General features: G+C 41.8%; 18 protein-coding genes. 13 read left to right on the top strand and 5 right to left on the bottom strand.

The window, feature by feature from the left end:
• Positions 1–400: 400 nt before the first annotated feature.
• The gene (locus ACGHEH_RS04845) at positions 401–790 is read left to right on the top strand and encodes a VOC family protein (protein WP_138477985.1); all 390 of its coding nucleotides are present in this window, start codon (positions 401–403) and stop codon (positions 788–790) included.
• Here the strand turns inward: ACGHEH_RS04845 and ACGHEH_RS04840 are convergent.
• From ACGHEH_RS04840 to ACGHEH_RS04825, 4 genes are all read right to left on the bottom strand, one after another.
• The gene (locus ACGHEH_RS04840) at positions 767–1,117 is read right to left on the bottom strand and encodes a DUF2750 domain-containing protein (RefSeq protein WP_390442424.1); all 351 of its coding nucleotides are present in this window, start codon (positions 1,115–1,117) and stop codon (positions 767–769) included. The two genes, ACGHEH_RS04845 and ACGHEH_RS04840, sit on opposite strands and share 24 nt — an antisense overlap.
• Positions 1,118–1,138: 21 nt before the next feature.
• Positions 1,139–1,720: a glutathione S-transferase family protein gene (locus ACGHEH_RS04835; protein ID WP_390442266.1), complete on the bottom strand. Its 582-nt coding sequence runs from the start codon at positions 1,718–1,720 to the stop codon at positions 1,139–1,141.
• A gap of 92 nt (positions 1,721–1,812) precedes the next feature.
• Positions 1,813–2,094, bottom strand: coding sequence for a peptidylprolyl isomerase (locus tag ACGHEH_RS04830; RefSeq protein ID WP_349285420.1), 282 nt, complete (start codon positions 2,092–2,094; stop codon positions 1,813–1,815).
• Positions 2,095–2,175: 81 nt separating this feature from the next.
• Positions 2,176–2,715, bottom strand: coding sequence for a glutathione peroxidase (locus ACGHEH_RS04825; RefSeq protein WP_390442264.1), 540 nt, complete (start codon positions 2,713–2,715; stop codon positions 2,176–2,178).
• Positions 2,716–2,791: 76 nt separating this feature from the next.
• Here ACGHEH_RS04825 and ACGHEH_RS04820 point away from each other — a divergent pair, with 76 nt between their 5' ends.
• The 3 genes from ACGHEH_RS04820 to ACGHEH_RS04810 all read left to right on the top strand — a co-directional run bounded on the left by ACGHEH_RS04820 (position 2,792) and on the right by ACGHEH_RS04810 (position 6,516).
• The gene (locus ACGHEH_RS04820; protein ID WP_390442261.1) at positions 2,792–3,277 is read left to right on the top strand and encodes a GNAT family N-acetyltransferase; all 486 of its coding nucleotides are present in this window, start codon (positions 2,792–2,794) and stop codon (positions 3,275–3,277) included.
• 91 nt (positions 3,278–3,368) lie between these two features.
• Positions 3,369–5,330: an ATP-binding protein gene (locus tag ACGHEH_RS04815; RefSeq protein WP_390442258.1), complete on the top strand. Its 1,962-nt coding sequence runs from the start codon at positions 3,369–3,371 to the stop codon at positions 5,328–5,330.
• Between the two features lie 58 nt (positions 5,331–5,388).
• A complete protein-coding gene (locus tag ACGHEH_RS04810; RefSeq protein ID WP_390442256.1) occupies positions 5,389–6,516 on the top strand; it encodes a two-component system response regulator in 1,128 nt (375 codons plus the stop codon).
• Positions 6,517–6,531: 15 nt separating this feature from the next.
• Here the strand turns inward: ACGHEH_RS04810 and queG are convergent, their stop codons facing one another.
• Complete coding sequence (gene queG / locus ACGHEH_RS04805) at positions 6,532–7,665, bottom strand: tRNA epoxyqueuosine(34) reductase QueG (protein WP_390442253.1); 1,134 nt, start codon at positions 7,663–7,665, stop codon at positions 6,532–6,534.
• A gap of 12 nt (positions 7,666–7,677) precedes the next feature.
• On the opposite strand from queG, the gene ACGHEH_RS04800 reads away from it, so the two are divergent.
• The 9 genes from ACGHEH_RS04800 (at position 7,678) to hflC (ending at position 17,557) form a co-directional block, all read left to right on the top strand.
• Positions 7,678–9,156, top strand: a complete 1,479-nt coding sequence (locus tag ACGHEH_RS04800; protein WP_390442250.1) for an NAD(P)H-hydrate dehydratase — start codon at positions 7,678–7,680, stop codon at positions 9,154–9,156.
• Positions 9,157–9,158: 2 nt separating this feature from the next.
• Positions 9,159–9,644, top strand: a complete 486-nt coding sequence (tsaE, locus tag ACGHEH_RS04795; protein ID WP_390442248.1) for a tRNA (adenosine(37)-N6)-threonylcarbamoyltransferase complex ATPase subunit type 1 TsaE — start codon at positions 9,159–9,161, stop codon at positions 9,642–9,644.
• A complete protein-coding gene (locus tag ACGHEH_RS04790) occupies positions 9,622–10,962 on the top strand; it encodes an N-acetylmuramoyl-L-alanine amidase (RefSeq protein WP_390442246.1) in 1,341 nt (446 codons plus the stop codon). Before tsaE ends, ACGHEH_RS04790 begins: the two co-directional genes overlap by 23 nt.
• Positions 10,963–10,968: 6 nt before the next feature.
• Entirely contained in the window at positions 10,969–12,828 is a 1,860-nt protein-coding gene (mutL, locus tag ACGHEH_RS04785; RefSeq protein ID WP_390442243.1) for a DNA mismatch repair endonuclease MutL, read from the top strand.
• A gap of 23 nt (positions 12,829–12,851) precedes the next feature.
• Positions 12,852–13,745 carry a tRNA (adenosine(37)-N6)-dimethylallyltransferase MiaA gene (gene miaA / locus ACGHEH_RS04780; RefSeq protein ID WP_390442421.1) on the top strand — a complete coding sequence of 298 codons (894 nt, stop codon included), beginning with the start codon at positions 12,852–12,854 and terminating at the stop codon, positions 13,743–13,745.
• 74 nt (positions 13,746–13,819) lie between these two features.
• A complete protein-coding gene (hfq, locus tag ACGHEH_RS04775; RefSeq protein WP_390442240.1) occupies positions 13,820–14,089 on the top strand; it encodes an RNA chaperone Hfq in 270 nt (89 codons plus the stop codon).
• Positions 14,090–14,108: 19 nt separating this feature from the next.
• On the top strand, positions 14,109–15,398 hold the full coding sequence (gene hflX, locus ACGHEH_RS04770; RefSeq protein WP_390442238.1) for a ribosome rescue GTPase HflX: 1,290 nt from the start codon (positions 14,109–14,111) through the stop codon (positions 15,396–15,398).
• A 99-nt stretch (positions 15,399–15,497) separates the two neighbouring features.
• Entirely contained in the window at positions 15,498–16,670 is a 1,173-nt protein-coding gene (hflK, locus tag ACGHEH_RS04765) for an FtsH protease activity modulator HflK (RefSeq protein WP_390442235.1), read from the top strand.
• 5 nt (positions 16,671–16,675) lie between these two features.
• Positions 16,676–17,557, top strand: coding sequence for a protease modulator HflC (gene hflC, locus ACGHEH_RS04760; protein ID WP_390442233.1), 882 nt, complete (start codon positions 16,676–16,678; stop codon positions 17,555–17,557).
• The last annotated feature ends 88 nt before the right edge of the window (positions 17,558–17,645 follow it).

Raw genomic sequence — 17,645 nt, 5'->3', positions numbered from 1 at the left:
TTTATATATTTAAACGCTATTTATAAATTAAAGCCAACTGAATAAGTTGGCTTTTTTATACCAATACTCTTAATTAAGTGAGCTATTTTAAGGCAAGGAGAGCTTGTCGATAAGAAGGCAAAAATCTTGTAATTTAGTTACTCTAAATAAGAGATTTTTAACGCAGTAGAAATACCAATCAAGCGCTGCCCGAAGAGCTCTTCAGAGCGAACTTTATTCATTATGGCTCGAATTGTACTTAGCCCACTAAGCATCAAACCGAGCGCCGTGATCAAAGCCCGCTCAAAAAGAGCAAAATTCGAAGAGCAAAGAACAACAGACCCTATGTATTATTGAGGATTGGTATTTTGCTGTTCAAATAGTATGCTTAGTTTAAGCAATTTTTAATCTACTTCTGAACATGCAGTATTTAAAAACAATCATTTATGTCGACTCAGTTGAAGAGGCGTTAGATTTCTACTATCAAGCTTTTGGTTTTGCGACTACTGCGCTGACAGAAGCGGCTGATTATGGTGAGTTAGATACAGGTATGGTGACACTTGGCTTTGCCTCACACCCTTTGGCACAAGCGCAGTTTAAGCAAAGTTATATTCGTAGCCATCCAAAGCAGCCTGCACTGGGGTTTGAATTGTGTATTGAGTGTGAAAATGTGATTGAAAGTTATGATAAAGCGGTTGAAGCTGGCGCGGAGCCACTGATGCCACCAATTCACAGAGGAGAGCACACACAAGCTTATGTGCGTGCTATCGAAGGAACTTTGATTGCGTTAGTCACACAAAGCGCGTGCTAAGCCTGTAGGCTCGATTTCTACACACACGTTCTCATCGTTCCAGTTTAAGCCAAATAGTGCTTGGTCTTCGTTTAAATCTTCAACCCACTCGTCTAGTAACTCGTCTAGGTCGATAACCATAGGTGAGTATGCTTGCCACTCGTCTTTACATTGTGCTTTTGCTTTTTCTTCACTATCCCATAGCAAAAGGACATCCGCATTTTCAAACTGGTTTGACTCGCAAACAACGACGCCACCATCTTCTGCGCCTAAAGCCCAAACTTGCGCTCCAAGGCGGGCTTGCTCAACAAATGTGACTAATTCTGATTCAATTTCGATTTCGCTCATCATTTTATCCTGTTTAAGCTATCAAGAATGTCTAGGATCAGTTTGTGCTACACCGGGCAAATTACTTTGTACTTGATGGAATGCCACCAAAGCTGCAAAGTCTTGCAAATTACAGAGATCACGAAACAAGATCCAATCTAGCAGGCAGTATAAACTGATCTTGAGATAACTGCTTTCTAAAAACGCTTCTTTCACACATTGTTCATTTAAATAGGCCAAAAGTGCAGCAATACGTTCATGTTGAAGGTTAAAGAATAGTTTGTTTTCAGAGGTATCAAAACCTGAACGATGGCAAAGTAACAATTCAATTAATGAATCATTACAAGCGTCGACCTGCACTAGTTGGTTCGCTTGCCACCAAGTCATTTCAGGTACCTGGTGTTGTTCAGTTAAATAATGCATGATTAACCCTGAGTCCGCGATGTTTAACTCGCCATCAGTAAGAAATGGGATTTTACGGGTCGGATTGTGCTCAACCATGGTTTGTCGGTCTGCTTGCGCAAATATATCTAGACAAGTGTAAGGTAAATCAAATTTATGATACTGGGCAAACATACGAATGCGGCGTGCGTAGGGAGAGGTGTCAGAACCATACAAGTGCATAAATCGGCTCCTATCTTTTATGCTTATTGAAAAAATACCTTTGAAGTAGGTATAAAAAAAGCCGCTAAAGCGGCTTTAGAATATATTGATGTTTATTCAGTTCGGCTTGTTACTTCTAGTAAATGATAACCAAACTGAGTTTGCACTGGACCTTGTACTTGATTAACCGGTGCAGAAAAAACCACTTTATCGAATTCTGGTACCATCATACCTGGCCCAAACTCACCTAGTTCACCACCATCTTGGCCTGACGGACAGCTTGAGTGTTTTTTTGCAAGTTCTGCGAAGTCTGCACCTTGCTCTATTTCTGATTTCAATTCTAAGCAAAGCGCTTCGCTTTCAACTAAAATATGTCTTGCACTGGCAACTGTCATATATTCTCCATAATTCTAAGTCTGAGCAATATTTACTCATAGTTTATTCTAGTATAGATAGAATTTTTTCTCGCGCAACGGTTATAGTGAATTTTCAATTGCTTGAGTTAAATTTGCCGAAAGCGGCTTAGTTCGGCTGTTAAAGCGTTGCACAGTTTTTCTGTCTGCTGAAACAAGGTATTTATAGAAGTTCCACTTTGGTGAACTTGTCTCTGCATTGAGGTGCTTAAAAATAGAGTTGGCATCATCACCACGAACCGCTGTGGTTGAGAGCATAGTGAATGTTACCCCGTAATTTACGTAACAGACTTCTGCGGTATCTGCTTCATCGTTTTCTTCTTGAAAGAAGTCATCGCTAGGAAAACCAATTACTACTAAGCCTTTGTCTTTATACTTTTGGTGCAGAGCTTCAAGTTCTTCAAATTGGCCTGTAAAACCACAGTTACTAGCCGTATTCACAATCAGCAGGGGTTTATCTTTAAATTCGCAAAAATTTACTGACTCCTCAGAGTGTAGTTTTCGCATTGTGACATTCGTGAAGTCATCGCAGCTATTTGCCAGCACTGGTTTTGTTAGCAGCGTATAGCACAAAATCATTAAACTTAATAAATACTTACACATATGTTTTCCCATTTTTTATTTGACTAGTTTAAGATACGAATTCTTCGTTTACCACGATCATTGTAGAGTAAAAGTAATGAATATTCGCTATGCACAAGCATCTGATTTAGAGGCGATAGTTGCCATTTACAACGAAACCATTGCCAGTCGTATGGTGACAGCTGACACTGAACCCGTGACTGTTGAGTCTCGAATAGCTTGGTATGAAAGTCATAATAGGCGCTCGCCTATTTTTGTTTGTTGCGATGGTGAAGATGTGCTTGGGTGGTTAAGTTATAAAGATTTTTATGGGCGACCGGCTTACCAGAACTGTAAAGAAATTAGTATTTATATTACTCACAAAGCACGTGGTCAGGGGTTAGGCAAAAAGCTGCTCGAATTTGCTGAAGAACATGGTCGAGAAATAGGTTTGAAAGTATTACTTGGTTTTGTATTTTCGCATAACACTCCAAGTATTAAGTTATTTAAACAGCATAGCTATGCTGTATGGGGTGAGTTTCCTCAAGTGGCAGAAATGGATGATCAGACTTATAGTTTGACTATTCTAGGGAAGCATTTGTGATTTTTATTATTAATCACTGATTTGCTCAAGTGTGAGTTTATCTTGTCAGCGGACTTTAGTTTGGCAAGGAAATAGAATGTAAGAATAAACTATGTCTAATAAAATACTGATAATTGACAGCAATAGTGTACTGGCTATGCGTCTAAAAGTGCTATTTGAGTTACTGGGTGGTGAGGTAGAACATATTCACTATCGCATGTTAAATGACGCTTTTGATTATAACCAATACGGTGTTGTTGCCATTGCGCATGGTATTCCCAGTGAATATTTAGATAGTCTATCTGTTCTTCGCGCACACCCTAAATTAATATTACTTGCCCCTAAGCCTGACAATACAGAGCACTTACAGGTTTTTAGCCAGTTTAACCGTGCTTTACCTAATGGTATTGTGATTTACCCTTTCTTTGCCAACAAAGAAATTACTAACTTATTAGAGCGTGTTTTAGAGATAGGAATTGATTCTCGACTGGTGTTACCAAAAGTGTTGTTAGTTGATCACTATCATGAGCGGCTTGAATCTCTGGCTACTAGCCTACGAGGCGCTCAACTTCAAGTTTTGACCGCGCATTGTAAAGAGGAAGCCCTTGAGATTGCCAAAAGTAATGATATTGACTTGCTGATCAGTGATTTTAATTTAGAGCAAGATACAGGGCTTGAGGTATTTAATGCGCTCAAAACGGTGTATCCACATTGTCGATGCCTGTTATTTACATCTCGAGCAAATCAAGTTGATATGATGGAAGCCATTCGTCAAGGCGTTGAAGATGTGCTGATCAAACCATTTGACGAGAGTGAGCTACTGCAATCTTTGCACAAATTATGGCAAACCGAACTGCTCAAACGTCATAATCAAGAGCTGGTTGAGCGACTACAAGATACTGTTGACGCCTTAATTGAAAGAGATAGTTTACTTCGGGTTATCTATAAACATACACCTGACCCAATTATGTTGTTCTCTCGAAATGGCAAAATCATCGAAGCGAATGATGCCTGTGGTGAACTATTAAAGCTCTCTCCTGAAGATTTACCGGAACATTCGATCTTCGAGCTATTTGATACAGAGACTGCTTCAGGCCTTAAAACGGCTATCCAAGGCGTTGGTGCTCATAGACATTTTGATTTTGAGTTATTACTGCCCAGAGAAAGCGGCTCGGTGCCACTCATGGGCACTTTTACCGAAATTGACCATCATGGTGAAATGGCATTTGCAGTGATATTAAAAAATGTCACGCAGCTTAAGAAAAAGCAACAATTGTTAGAAGAGGCAAAAGAAGTCTTAGAAGTTGAGGTACAGGCACGAACTGCACAGTTACAAAAAGCGAAAGATGATGCAGAGGCAGCTAACCAAAGTAAATCTGAATTTTTAGCTAATATGTCACATGAGCTTCGTACACCCATGCATTCCATTTTAAGTTTTGCACGCTTTGGATTAGATAAGTTGGGTGCCGGAGAAACCCCTGTCGATAAATTAAAAAAATATTTATCGCGAATAGAAACCAGTGGTGAGCGTTTACTTTTATTACTCAATAACTTGTTAGACCTTTCAAAGCTTGATGCGGGCCACTTCCCATTCAATCCAAGTAATCATGATTTAATGTCTATCATAAAAACAGGCATTGAAGATGTCGCTGGCTCAGCAATGGAAAAGGGCATACAAATTCGGGTTAATTCACCCGTTGATAGGTTGCCGCTGTTTTGCGATCAAGAGCAGCTTAATCAAGTAATACGAAACTTGTTAGGCAATGCGCTTAAATTCAGCCCAAAAGACAGTGAAGTTGGCGTGGCAATTACGTTAGACGAAGAAAAGGTTCATATTTCGATTAGTGACCGAGGTGTTGGTATTCCTGAAGATGAATTAGAGCAGGTATTTTCAAAGTTTGTTCAAAGTAGTAAAACCAACAGTGGCGCTGGTGGTACAGGTCTTGGTTTGGCCATTTGTAAGGAGTTTATACTACTACATAAGGGTTATATTTGTGCTAAAAATAACAATAATGGCGGTGCTACCGTGATGATTGAGTTACCATTAAAGAAACAAAATGAATTAATGGTTTAGCAAACTTGCAAAACCAAGACTATAACTATTCTACAGGGTATAAGAAAAGGAATAGCTCATGGCATTACAAAGAATTTTAGCCGTTGATGACGAACCGTTTAATTTAGAGATCATAGAAGAAATCCTAGAAGATTTGGACTTACAATTGGTGACTGCAGAAAGCGGCCCTGAATGTTTGGAAGTTTTAGAATCGTTTTCTCCGCAAGTGGTTTTACTCGACGTAAGTATGCCAGGGATGGATGGTTACGAAGTTTGTCGGCAAATAAAAGCAAACCCAGCTACTAAAGACATAGTCGTTATGTTTGTGTCTGCTCGAGGCTCAGTTGAAGAGCGTATGGAAGGCTACTCTGTGGGTGCAGAAGATTATATTGTTAAGCCTTTTGCCCATGGTGAATTGAAAAGCAAACTGAGTAATTTGGGCCAGATATTACTTGAGAAAGAAAGTCTGGAGCAACAAGTTGAAGATGCAACAAGTACTGCATTTAGCGCTATGGCGACGAGCAGTGAAATGGGGCAAATTGTTAATTACATCGAGCAAATCGGTCAAATAGACGATGTCTCTGAATTAGCAAAAGCCTTGATCAGCTGCCTCTCAAGTTTTGGCTTGAATTGTAATATGGAGTTGAGGATCGACGACGATAGACAGCATTTTGCGTCATCAGGTTTATGTTCCCCTATTGTGTTGGAGCTTTTCGAGATCCTCAAGTCAAAAGGCCGACTACATGAGTTCCAAAACCGTATTCTGGTAAATTACGAAAATTTAAGTCTATTAATTTTGAATATGCCTGAAGATGACGAAGAAAAGCATGGCCGTATTCGTGATCATATTTGCTTTATTGTGAGTGTGACTGAGCAACAACTTTTGTCAATTTTGACTCGCAGGGAGTTACAGGAACAGCAGCAAAACCTTTCAGAAGTGATTTCTATGGTGCATAGTAAGTTCACAGGGTTAATGTCGTTACTGGACGATAATCGCAAGCATAACGAAGAGGTGTTTCGTTCATTACAAGAGCAGTTTGAAAGCCGTATTCCAACCATGGGGTTAGATGAAGACCAAGAGGTGTTTATCTTTACCAATGTAGATCAGGCGATTCAAAACTCAGTGGCACGTGAAGAGTCAATCACTAAGGTTCGAACTGCTTTTGCTGAAATCGAAGCGGATCTATCACTAATCAATAAAAAGTAGTGGGGCAACCACTACTTAAGCATCGCGCGGTAATCCCTTTTCAATAATGCGGATCAAGCGCGATTGCTTTCTATCTTCATTGCGCTGTTTTTGCCTTTGTTGCTCTAAAGCCCATTCAATGTGCTCTTTAACCAAATCACTGCTTTGATGAAGCGAGGATTCTAAAGCGTCTACGATGGTTTGATTAAATGGTGCATTTCCGAGCCCTACAGCTAGGTTTCTCTGCCAGCGTTCGAAGCCAATTCGGCGAATCGGACTACCTTCGGTGTTTTTCAAGAATATATCTTCTGTCCAACTAAACAAAGTCAGTAGTTCTTGATCTTTTAAGTTCTTGCGTGGCGCAAAATCATCTTCTTGAGTAAGTTGCCCGAAGCGATTCCAAGGACAAACCAGCTGACAGTCATCACATCCATATACGCGATTGCCCAATAGAGTGCGATACTCTTTAGGAATGGGGCCCTGCAACTCGATGGTTAAATACGAAATGCACTTTCTAGCATCAACAACATAGGGTTCAACAATGGCGCCAGTAGGACACAATGTTAAACAGGCGGTGCATTTTCCACAGCCTTCTTCTTTGTTGGGTTCATCAATAGGAAGGGGTAAGTCAACAAATAACTCTCCTAAAAAAAACCATGAACCAGCTTGTTTATTGATTAACAAGCTGTTTTTACCGCGCCACCCAAGGCCTGCTTTTTCGGCGAGTTGGCGTTCTAGTACCGGCGCTGAATCCACAAAAGGGCGAAAGCCAAACTGTCCAACTTCCTGTTCAATTTTTTGTCCAAGCTTCTTCAGTTTATTACGGATCACTTTATGGTAATCACGACCTAACGCATAGCGGCTAATATAGGCGGTTTCTTTATTTCCAAGCGCCTTTGCAAAACTCGCTTCAGGTGGCAGATAATTCATTTTTACACTGATGATTCGCTGAGTGCCCGGGACAAGTTCAGCGGGTCTTGCCCGTTTCATACCATGGGCGGCCATATAACTCATTTCGCCATGATAGCCATTATCTAACCAGCGCTGCAGTTGAGCTTCGTGTTCACTCAGGTCAATGTCAGTGATCCCAACGTCGGCAAAGCCAAATTCTTTACCCCATTGCTTAATTTTTGCAGCAAGTTCAATATAATCAATCTTAGTGGCAGTCACGGAATCATAATCTTGGAAGCTAAATACACCGCTAACTTACCACAATACGCATACCTCGCCCAACAGGTACAAGCGTATGAAGCACAAGCTGCGCAAAAAATGGGACTGTCGTTATGGCAATTAATGCAACGAGCTGGTGAGGCGTTATTCAGTTTGTTTGACGTCGAGTTTGTTGATGCTGAACGAATCTTGATCTTGGCTGGAAAAGGCAATAATGCGGGAGACGCCTACTTGTTGGCCGCGCATTTACAGCAAACAGGCCGACAGATTGTCGTTTACAGTGTGTTTCCTACTAGTTTATTGCAAGGTGATACGTTAAAAGCCTACCAACACGCTAAATTATGTGAAGTTGAATTCAGTGCAGGTTGGCCTCAGCAACAAACGTTTGATGTGATTGTGGATGGCATATTTGGCACAGGTTTTAAAGGTGACTTAAGCGCTCCGCTTGTTTCTATTTTTGCTCAATGTGAAAAAAGCACCGCAATTAAAGTAAGTATTGATGTGCCAAGTGGTGTTAATGCAAATTCATCAGAAGTTGCTATTGGTGCCTTTAAAGCAGATGTCACACTGACTTTTATCGCTTTAAAGCAAGGTTTATTAACGGGTCAAGCAACAGCGCATTGTGGGCGGCTTTATTTAGCTGAGTTGGGGGTGGCAGAAGCTTTCAGCGAGCTTGTTCAGGCATCTGCAACGTATTTTAATCAACACGCGCACCTTGCGAACAGCCCAGCTAGAGCCATTGATACCTACAAAAACCAATGTGGTCATGTGTTATTGATTGGTGGTGGAAAAGGGATGGCCGGTGCTATACGGCTCGCGGCAGAGGCCTGTTTACGTACGGGCGCTGGCCTTGTCAGTGTCGCAACACATCCAGATAATGTTGCCATGGTACTACAAGGGCGCTATGAGCTCATGGTGCATGGCGTTGAAAATAAAGCTGATTTATTGGCACTTATGGATAAAGCCGATGTCCTAGTGATAGGACCTGGACTTGGACAATCTAGTTGGGCAAAGGAGCTGTTTGATACTGCCATAGAGTTTAATGATGAAATGGTGATAGATGCCGATGGTTTAAACTTACTGGCAAAGCAGCCAAAAAAATTACCAAGGTGCGTCATTACACCCCATGAAGGCGAGGCAAGGCGATTATTAGGTGAGCATTGCAGTATGTCTGCTCGCTTCAAGGTGGCAAAATTACTCTATGAAGAATATATGGCTTCAGTGGTATTAAAGGGGCCGGGCAGTTTGATATATGATGGCAATTGCACAGCAATTAATCGCTCAGGAACGCCAGCTATGGCCAGTGCTGGGATGGGAGACGTTTTATCTGGTATGATTGCTGCCTTAATTGCACAAGGGTTAGCCCAAAACACAGCTGCACAACTCGCGGTGTATATTCACGGATTCGCAGCGCAGATAGCTGCTAAAGACGGTGAAAAGGGGTTACTAGCCAGTGATTTATTCGTTTATATTCGACGTTTATTAGGATAAACATGCGTAATACGTTTACTTTATTGTTAGAGGATGAAACTGCAACCGTGAATATGGGGGGCAGGCTTGCTCAGGTTGTTCAACAAGGCGCGGTGATTTTTTTACATGGTGATCTAGGGGCAGGAAAAACCACCTTAACACGCGGCATTGTGCAGGGCTTAGGCCATACTGATAAGGTTAAGAGTCCAACCTATACCCTAGTTGAGCCTTATGAATTATCGAATTGTTCGGTATATCATTTTGACTTGTATCGTTTAGGGGACCCTGAAGAGTTAGAGTATATGGGGATCCGGGATTATTTTGCACCGACAGCGATTTGCGTGATTGAATGGCCTGAAAAGGGTTACGGGTTTATTCCGACTCCCGATTTAAACATTACTATGCAGTACCAAGGGGAGCAAAGACAGATCAGTATTGAAGCTGAGTCTGAACGAGGTATTGCAATACTAAACACACTACAAAACGATGAACAGTCTAAGAATAATTAAAATAATACAGTTAAGTCTCATCTTTTGCCTGTTACTGAGTGTATCAGCATGGGCAAAAAATAGCATCGAAGGGGTTCGGGTGTGGCCTTCACCTGAGAGTACCCGTGTCGTGCTTGATATGTCTGCCAAACCCGAGTTTAGCTACTTTATGCTAAAGAACCCGCTTCGTTTAGTGGTTGATTTAGAAAACACAAAAAAGCATAACAAGCTGCCGGTAATTCCTAAAGAGCACCGAGTATTATCTAAGCTGCGTTACAGCAAACCAAAAAGTGCGAAAAGTACCCGCCTAGTGTTCGATTTAACGCGTACTGCTCGACCTGTTATTTTTGCTTTGGCACCTACTGGGCCTTATAAAGATCGATTAGTGATAGACTTATATGGCAAGCAAAAAAGCCTAGAAGCGAACGATACTAAGAAAAAACGAGAACGTGTGACTGATCGAGACATTATTGTTGCTATTGATGCCGGTCACGGTGGCGAAGACCCAGGTTCCATTGGCCCTTCAGGCACCTATGAAAAAAATATAACGTTACCAATAGCCAAAAGATTGGCGAGAATGATAGACGCAGAGCCGGGTATGCAAGCAAGGCTCACCCGTACTGGTGACTACTTTCTAAAGCTGAATACACGTACTTCGAAAGCTAGACAAAAGCGTGCTGACTTTTTTGTGTCTATTCATGCAGACGCATTTACTCGGCCAGAGCCCAACGGCACCTCTGTTTGGGTATTATCGCTTCGACGCGCGCAGTCAGAAACTGGTAAATGGCTAGAAGACCGAGAAAAGCACTCTCAGCTACTAGGAGGCGCTGCTGATTTAATTAAAGACACGGCAAATGAGCGCTATCTAGCAAAAGCCTTATTAGATATGTCGATGGACCACTCTATGAAAACGGGTTTTACCGTTGCCGAAGAAGTGGTAAGAGAGCTGAAAAAAGTTGCCAAACTGCATAAGAAAACGCCTCAGTCAGCCAATTTTGGGGTTCTAAAATCGCCTGATATACCGTCTATATTGGTTGAAACTGGGTTTATCTCGAATCCAAAAGAAGAAAAAATGCTAAAAACGGCACGTCACCAAGAGCGGTTAGCACGTGCAATTTTTAAGGCTATTCGTACTCATTATCAGCAAAATCCGCCAGATGACTCGCTGTTTGCCCGCTTGAAAGAAAATAAACCTATGCAACATAAAGTAAAGCGAGGTGAGTCGTTAAGCTTGTTAGCACAGCGTTATGGCACCACTGTATCGGCGCTGAAAAAAGCCAATAAACTGAGTAAAAATACCTTGTATATTGGCCAGGTATTAAAAATCCCTAAAGTGTAGACTAGCATGAGCATTGAAATTTTACCTGCCCGTTTAGCAAACCAAATTGCAGCGGGTGAAGTGGTTGAAAGGCCTGCCTCTGTTGTTAAAGAGTTAGTCGAAAATAGTATTGATGCGGGGGCGAACCGCATCACAATCGACATTGAACGCGGTGGTCACAAGCTGATCCGCATTCGTGATAATGGCCATGGTATTGTCAAAGATGAACTCACTTTGGCACTCTCTCGTCACGCAACCAGTAAATTAAAAAGTTTAGATGATCTCGAATGCATCTCATCTTTAGGATTTCGTGGAGAAGCGCTGGCTTCAATTAGTTCTGTATCGCGTCTTACTTTAAGCTCAAAACCTGCTGAGCAAGAAACAGCTTGGCAAGCATTTGCTGAGGGGAGAGACATGGCCGTGCAAGTACAGCCGACCGCTCACCCCAATGGCACCACCATCGAAGTTAAAGATTTATTTTTTAATACCCCAGCTCGACGTAAATTTTTACGCACCGAAAAAACCGAATTTAGTCATATTGATGAGCTGGTGAAACGCATTGCGTTAAGTCGTTTTGATGTGGCAATTACTCTGACTCACAATAAAAAAGTGGTTCGTCAATATCGTGCTAGAACGCCAGAGCAGGGTACTGACAGAGTTGCACAAGTGGCAGGAAAAGCATTTGCAACCGACGCAGCATATATCGAATCTGGTGCTGAAGGCCTAAAACTATACGGTTGGGTATTACCGTGTGGAGATAATGGCAACTCACAATATACCTATGTAAATGGTCGTATGATGCGAGATAAACTCATTTTGCACGCGATACGCCAAGCATTTGAAGAGCAGATGGGACAAATAGAACTGCCTGGCTTTGTGATTTATCTTGAATTGGACCCAAGGCAAGTGGATGTAAATGTGCATCCGGCCAAGCATGAAGTGCGCTTTCATCAAGCGCGTTTAGTGCACGATTTTATTGTGCAAGCTGTGAAACAAGCGGTATTTATGCCAGAGCAAAGCAGTTTGAGTGCAGAGATACAACCCGATTATGTCGAAGATGCTCGGCAGCAGAATTATCGCTCAGAGCTGACCCCTGCATCTGAGCCTCTTGTATCAGTCCCCTCAGGGTTTGATTTTACGCCCAAACCTAGCCAGTTTTCATCAAGTGCCGGGCAAAGTAGTAGGGCGAACTCAACTTCAAACTCAGGGGGGCGTGCAACTGTAAACCAGAATATGACTGAGCAAACTCAGCATCAATATAATGCCAATGAGTTTTACCAAGCACTGACACCGCAAACTCAAACATCTTCTGAGGTTTATTCACTTGAAGACAATGTAGCAAATACAGTTGGTGCAGAAGTCGACATTATGCCTTTATCAGAGGGAATGCTGTTTGTTAAAAAGCAAAATCATATTCTGTTAAGCCATTATAAGTATGCTCTATTACCTCTTTGGCTAGCTGATATTGAGCAAGATGCGGCATTGACAGGTAAAGCTCTGTTGTTACCTGTTCGCGTTAATTTAGACTCTCAAAATAAACAAGTGCTCGAGAAAAACCAATCTTGGTTGACTTTACTCGGCTTTGATATTCAGTTTTTTGAAAAATACATTATGGTTAAAAAACTACCACTCAATGTGTATAGCATAGATGTGGCTGAGTTAATTAATCGTACGTTAGATTGTAGCAAAAAAGGGTTCAGCGATATTCATCATTGGCTTGAGTGGTTATATGAGCAAACGCCAAGTAGTTATTTTGCCAGTGATAGCTTTGCGAATTTACAAATAAAAATACAAAACAATACACAATGTCTTTCAGCAATACAGTCAAAAGCAGTTAAACTAGACAGTAATATGTTTAAAACAATTTTAGAACAAGGCGCACAGTGAGTAAGTTACCTGTCATTACCCTAATGGGGCCAACCGCCGCTGGTAAAACAGCATTGGCAATTGAGTTATGTCAGCATTTAGACACAGAAATAATTAGTGTTGATTCTGCGCTCGTGTATAAAGGGATGGACATTGGTACTGCGAAACCCAATGCGGAAGAACTGGCACAAGCGCCACATAAATTGATTGATCTTATCGATCCCAAAGAGAGTTACTCAGTTGCAGAGTTTAGACGTGATGCCATTGAATGTATCGATGCGCTGCATGCGAAAGGTAAAGTGCCTATTTTAGTCGGCGGCACCATGATGTATTTTAAGGGGTTAATAGAAGGTCTATCACCTTTGCCTGAAGCGGATGACCAAGTCCGTGCCCAGTTAGAAAAAGAAGCCAATGAACTTGGTTGGCCTGCACTTCATGCACTTTTGAGTGAGGTTGACCCAGAAGCTGCAGCGAAGATCAGCGAAAATGATTCTCAGCGCATTAATCGTGCGCTAGAGGTGTATCGTTTGACGGGTAAAACTATGACAGAGTTGCAGCAACAGAAGCAACCTGAATTACCTTATACGTTTCATCAATTCGCCATCGCCCCTTCTGACCGTAAAGTCTTACATGAAAGAATCGAAAAAAGATTTAAAATAATGCTAGATCAGGGGTTTAAAAATGAAGTTTTGGCCCTATATCAGCGAGAAGACCTACATTTAGATTTACCGTCGATACGTTGTGTTGGATATCGACAAATGTGGGAACACTTAGCCGGCGAATACGATCACGATGAAATGTTATTTAAAGGAGTCGCGGCGACGAGACAGCTCGCAAAGCGACAATTAACTTGGTTGAGGGGATGGCCAAATGTGACTTGGTTAGAGACTGATACGCAAGAAAACTTGCAACGTGTTCTAACTTCGCTAAGCTATTAGTAGTTGATAAATCAAGCTGTTCGAGTTTTCTCAACAAAGAAAATATAATAACACCTAAAACGAAGGATAAGACAATGGCAAAAGGCCAATCTTTACAAGACCCATTTTTGAATGTACTACGTCGTGAACGCATTCCTGTTTCAATTTTTTTAGTTAACGGCATCAAATTACAAGGTAAGATCCAATCATTCGATCAATTCGTAATCTTACTTGAAAATACAGTGAACCAAATGGTTTACAAACACGCTATCTCAACAGTTGTGCCAGCTAGAGCAGTAAATTTCCAATCTGCACAAGGCGGTGATAACTCAGAGAATTCTGGTAGCGAAGAAGGTAATTATTAATTTTTTAGGAGCGTAATGCTTGTTTGACCGTTATGAAGCCGGCGAACAGGCAATCTTAGTTCATATCGACTTTCAAAACGAAGGAGATCGAGAAGATCTCAGAGAGTTAGAAATGTTGGTATCTTCTGCTGGTGTTAGAAGTTTGGCGGTTGTGCAAGGCAGTCGCCAAGCACCACATGCCAAACTGTTTGTCGGAACTGGTAAAGCAGAAGAAATCGCTGAGATTGTCAAAATCCACAATGCAGATGTCATCATCTTTAATCACCAACTCAGCCCCTCTCAAGAAAGAAACCTAGAGAGTATCTGTAAGTGTCGTGTATTAGACAGAACGACGCTGATTTTAGATATTTTTGCTCAGCGAGCACGTACTCACGAAGGTAAGCTACAGGTTGAGCTTGCCCAGCTAAGGCATATCTCAACGCGCCTGATCCGTGGTTGGACCCACTTAGAACGACAAAAAGGCGGGATTGGCTTGCGGGGTCCAGGTGAAACTCAGCTTGAAACCGATCGCCGCTTATTAAGAGAGCGTATAAAAAGTATACGTAAAAGGCTTGAGAAAGTCGCCACGGTTCGAGAGCAGGGCAGACGTGCGCGTAGTCGAAATGAAGTGCCTACTGTGTCGTTAGTGGGTTACACCAATGCGGGTAAGTCTAGCTTGTTTAATTTTGTTACTGATGCTGAAGTTTATGCTGCAGATCAGCTCTTTGCAACACTTGACCCGACCCTTAGAAAGTTAGAAATTGACGATATTGGCCCTGTAATATTCGCTGATACGGTAGGGTTCATAAGACATTTACCACACGATTTAGTTGCTGCATTTAAAGCGACACTGACTGAGACCCGTGAAGCAGATCTACAATTGCATGTGATAGATGTTGCTGACAATAGAAGAAAAGAGAACATAGAAGAGGTACAATCGGTTCTTAAAGAGATTGAAGCAGATGAAATTCCTCAGCTTTTAGTCTATAACAAGATTGATCTCTTAGAAGATGTTAAGCCAAGAATTGACTTTAACGATGAAGGTGTGCCAATTCGCGTGTGGTTGTCAGCACAGACTGGTGAAGGTACCGAGTTACTACTAGAGGCGATCTCTAAGCTACTAGCAAAGAAAGTGTTTGCTCACACACTTTGTATACCACCTGCGTCAGGTAAATTACGTGGTTCGCTGTTTAATTTAAATGGCGTAAAACAAGAAAGCTATGATGAGCAAGGTAATTGGCTGCTTAATGTACGCATCCCACAAGTTGATTGGGAAAGATTGAAAAAAGAACAAGGTGCAAATATCGAGCAGTTCATCGTTTCAGATTAAACAAAGACTGTTACGATTTTCTTCGCATAAAGATATAAGTCATGCGAGATATTTGTTAGATTTAACTTAATTCATTTTAGATAACAATGGAGTATAGCTATGGCCTGGAATGAGCCGGGTAAGAATGGCAATGATAACGATCCGTGGAAAAAGCGCGGTGGTAAAGATCAAGGCCCACCCGATCTTGACGAAGTATTCCGTAAATTCGGCGATAAGTTTGGCGGTATTTTTGGCGGCAAACCTGGTGGTAGTAACGGTGGCTTAGGCGGTGCAGGTATTACCTTTGTATTGCTAATTGCCATCGTTGTTTGGGCTCTAAGTGGTATTTATACCGTGAAAGAAGCCGAGCGAGGCATTGTATTACAGTTCGGTAAATTCGACCGAATTGCAGAGCCAGGTTTACGCTGGAAGGCAACGTTTATTGAACAAGTGATCCCAATCGACATCGAAGCAGTTCGCTCGTTATCGGCTTCAGGCTTCATGCTGACTGAAGACGAAAACGTAGTGAGTGTTGAATTCGAAGTTCAGTATCGTGTTGTAGACCCAACGCTATATCGCTTTAGCGTGACAGATGCTGATCACAGCTTACAACAAGCGCTTGATAGTGCGCTTCGTTATGTTGTTGGTCATTCACGCATGGACCAAGTGTTAACAACGGGTCGAGAAGTCGTTCGTCAACGTACATGGGACGAGTTAAATAAGATTATCGAACCGTATAACCTAGGCTTAATCGTAACTGATGTGAACTTTAAAGACTCTCGTCCGCCAGCTGAAGTAAAAGATGCGTTTGATGACGCGATTGCTGCACAAGAAGATGAAGAGCGTTTCATTCGTGAAGCAGAAGCATATGAAAGAGAAATCGAGCCGCGTGCACGTGGTCAAGTTACTCGTATGACGCAAGAAGCTGAAGGTTACAAAGAGCGTATTATTCTTGAAGCACAGGGTGAAGTAGCACGATTCGAGCAACTTTTACCTGAGTATCAAGCTGCGAAAGAAGTAACTCGTCAGCGTCTTTACATCGATATGATGGAAGAAGTATTAGGTAGCAGTAGTAAAGTGTTGGTTGATGTCAAAGGTGGTAACAACATGATGTATTTACCGCTTGATAAGATCATGCAGCGCAGTGGTCAACAAGGCGCGATGACACTACCAAATGCGAGCGACCTTAATCAATTACGTCAAACTTTAGGTCAGCAATCACGTAATAATAGTACTGTGAATAGCGCTAGAGACCGTTTTTCAAATGACAGATATAACAACAGCGGGAGATAAGCGTTATGAGAAATTTTAGATCTATCCTCTTAATTGTTGCCGTGTTGATGTCATTTTCATCGGTTTTTGTTGTTAAAGAAGGTCAACGTGCGATTGTTTTACTATTTAGTAAGGTGCAAAAAGACAGTGAAGACAATGCAGTTGTATACGGCCCAGGTCTTCATTTCAAAGTGCCTTTCTTTAGCCAAGTAAAGCAGCTTGATGCGCGTATTCAAACGCTTGACGGTGCACCAGATCGTTTCGTTACGAGTGAGAAAAAAGACCTAATCGTTGACTCATTTGTTAAATGGCGAGTGAATGATTTTAGTGCTTACTACCTACGTGCGCGTGGTGATAAGCAATATGCTGAAACGCTACTTAAGCAAAAAGTGAATAACGGTCTGAGAACTAACTTTGGTAACCGTACAATCAAAGAGATTGTTTCTGGTGAGCGTAGTGAGTTAATGGCAGAAGCCTTGGTACAAGCATCTGAAAGTGCAACTGAGCTAGGTATAGAAGTTTTAGACGTCCGTGTAAAACAAATCAATCTACCTAATGAAGTCAGTGAGTCAATCTTCCGTCGTATGCGTGCTGAGCGTACTGCGGTAGCTAAAGAGCACCGTTCTGAAGGTCAAGAAAAAGCTGAAACAATTCGTGCAGAAGTGGATCGTCGTGTGACGGTTATGCTTGCTGATGCTGAGCGTAATGCGCGAAGCGTACGAGGTGAAGGCGATGCAACGGCGGCTAAGATCTACGCTGATGCATACAATAAAGACGCGGAATTTTTCGGTTTCGTTCGTTCTTTAGAAGCATACAAGAAAACCTTCAATAACAAAGGCGATGTTATGGTGCTATCACCAGACAGCGAGTTCTTTGACTATATGAAGGATGCGAAAGGCGCGAAGTAATTAAATAGCGCTCGTATTTCTTAATTAAAAAGCCCTGAAATTTTCAGGGCTTTTTTTGTTGCATTTCAAAACATTGTTTTATTCGCGC

The sequence above is a fragment of the Pseudoalteromonas sp. MTN2-4 genome (genome assembly GCF_042848605.1).
Classification (GTDB): Bacteria; Pseudomonadota; Gammaproteobacteria; order Enterobacterales; family Alteromonadaceae; genus Pseudoalteromonas.
Note: the sequence above shows the minus strand (reverse complement) of the source record. Positions and strands in the feature narration are given on the sequence as shown.

What these genes read in the sequence shown, in the direction of transcription:
- ACGHEH_RS04845 (WP_138477985.1), top strand. Translation starts at nt 401, where the DNA reads ATGCAGTATTTAAAAACAATCATTTATGTCGACTCAGTTGAAGAGGCG.
- ACGHEH_RS04840 (WP_390442424.1), bottom strand. Translation starts at nt 1,117, where the DNA reads ATGAGCGAAATCGAAATTGAATCAGAATTAGTCACATTTGTTGAGCAA.
- ACGHEH_RS04835 (WP_390442266.1), bottom strand. Translation starts at nt 1,720, where the DNA reads ATGCACTTGTATGGTTCTGACACCTCTCCCTACGCACGCCGCATTCGT.
- ACGHEH_RS04830 (WP_349285420.1), bottom strand. Translation starts at nt 2,094, where the DNA reads ATGACAGTTGCCAGTGCAAGACATATTTTAGTTGAAAGCGAAGCGCTT.
- ACGHEH_RS04825 (WP_390442264.1), bottom strand. Translation starts at nt 2,715, where the DNA reads ATGTGTAAGTATTTATTAAGTTTAATGATTTTGTGCTATACGCTGCTA.
- ACGHEH_RS04820 (WP_390442261.1), top strand. Translation starts at nt 2,792, where the DNA reads ATGAATATTCGCTATGCACAAGCATCTGATTTAGAGGCGATAGTTGCC.
- ACGHEH_RS04815 (WP_390442258.1), top strand. Translation starts at nt 3,369, where the DNA reads ATGTCTAATAAAATACTGATAATTGACAGCAATAGTGTACTGGCTATG.
- ACGHEH_RS04810 (WP_390442256.1), top strand. Translation starts at nt 5,389, where the DNA reads ATGGCATTACAAAGAATTTTAGCCGTTGATGACGAACCGTTTAATTTA.
- tsaE (WP_390442248.1), top strand. Translation starts at nt 9,159, where the DNA reads ATGCGTAATACGTTTACTTTATTGTTAGAGGATGAAACTGCAACCGTG.
- ACGHEH_RS04790 (WP_390442246.1), top strand. Translation starts at nt 9,622, where the DNA reads ATGAACAGTCTAAGAATAATTAAAATAATACAGTTAAGTCTCATCTTT.
- mutL (WP_390442243.1), top strand. Translation starts at nt 10,969, where the DNA reads ATGAGCATTGAAATTTTACCTGCCCGTTTAGCAAACCAAATTGCAGCG.
- miaA (WP_390442421.1), top strand. Translation starts at nt 12,852, where the DNA reads ATGGGGCCAACCGCCGCTGGTAAAACAGCATTGGCAATTGAGTTATGT.
- hfq (WP_390442240.1), top strand. Translation starts at nt 13,820, where the DNA reads ATGGCAAAAGGCCAATCTTTACAAGACCCATTTTTGAATGTACTACGT.
- hflK (WP_390442235.1), top strand. Translation starts at nt 15,498, where the DNA reads ATGGCCTGGAATGAGCCGGGTAAGAATGGCAATGATAACGATCCGTGG.
- hflC (WP_390442233.1), top strand. Translation starts at nt 16,676, where the DNA reads ATGAGAAATTTTAGATCTATCCTCTTAATTGTTGCCGTGTTGATGTCA.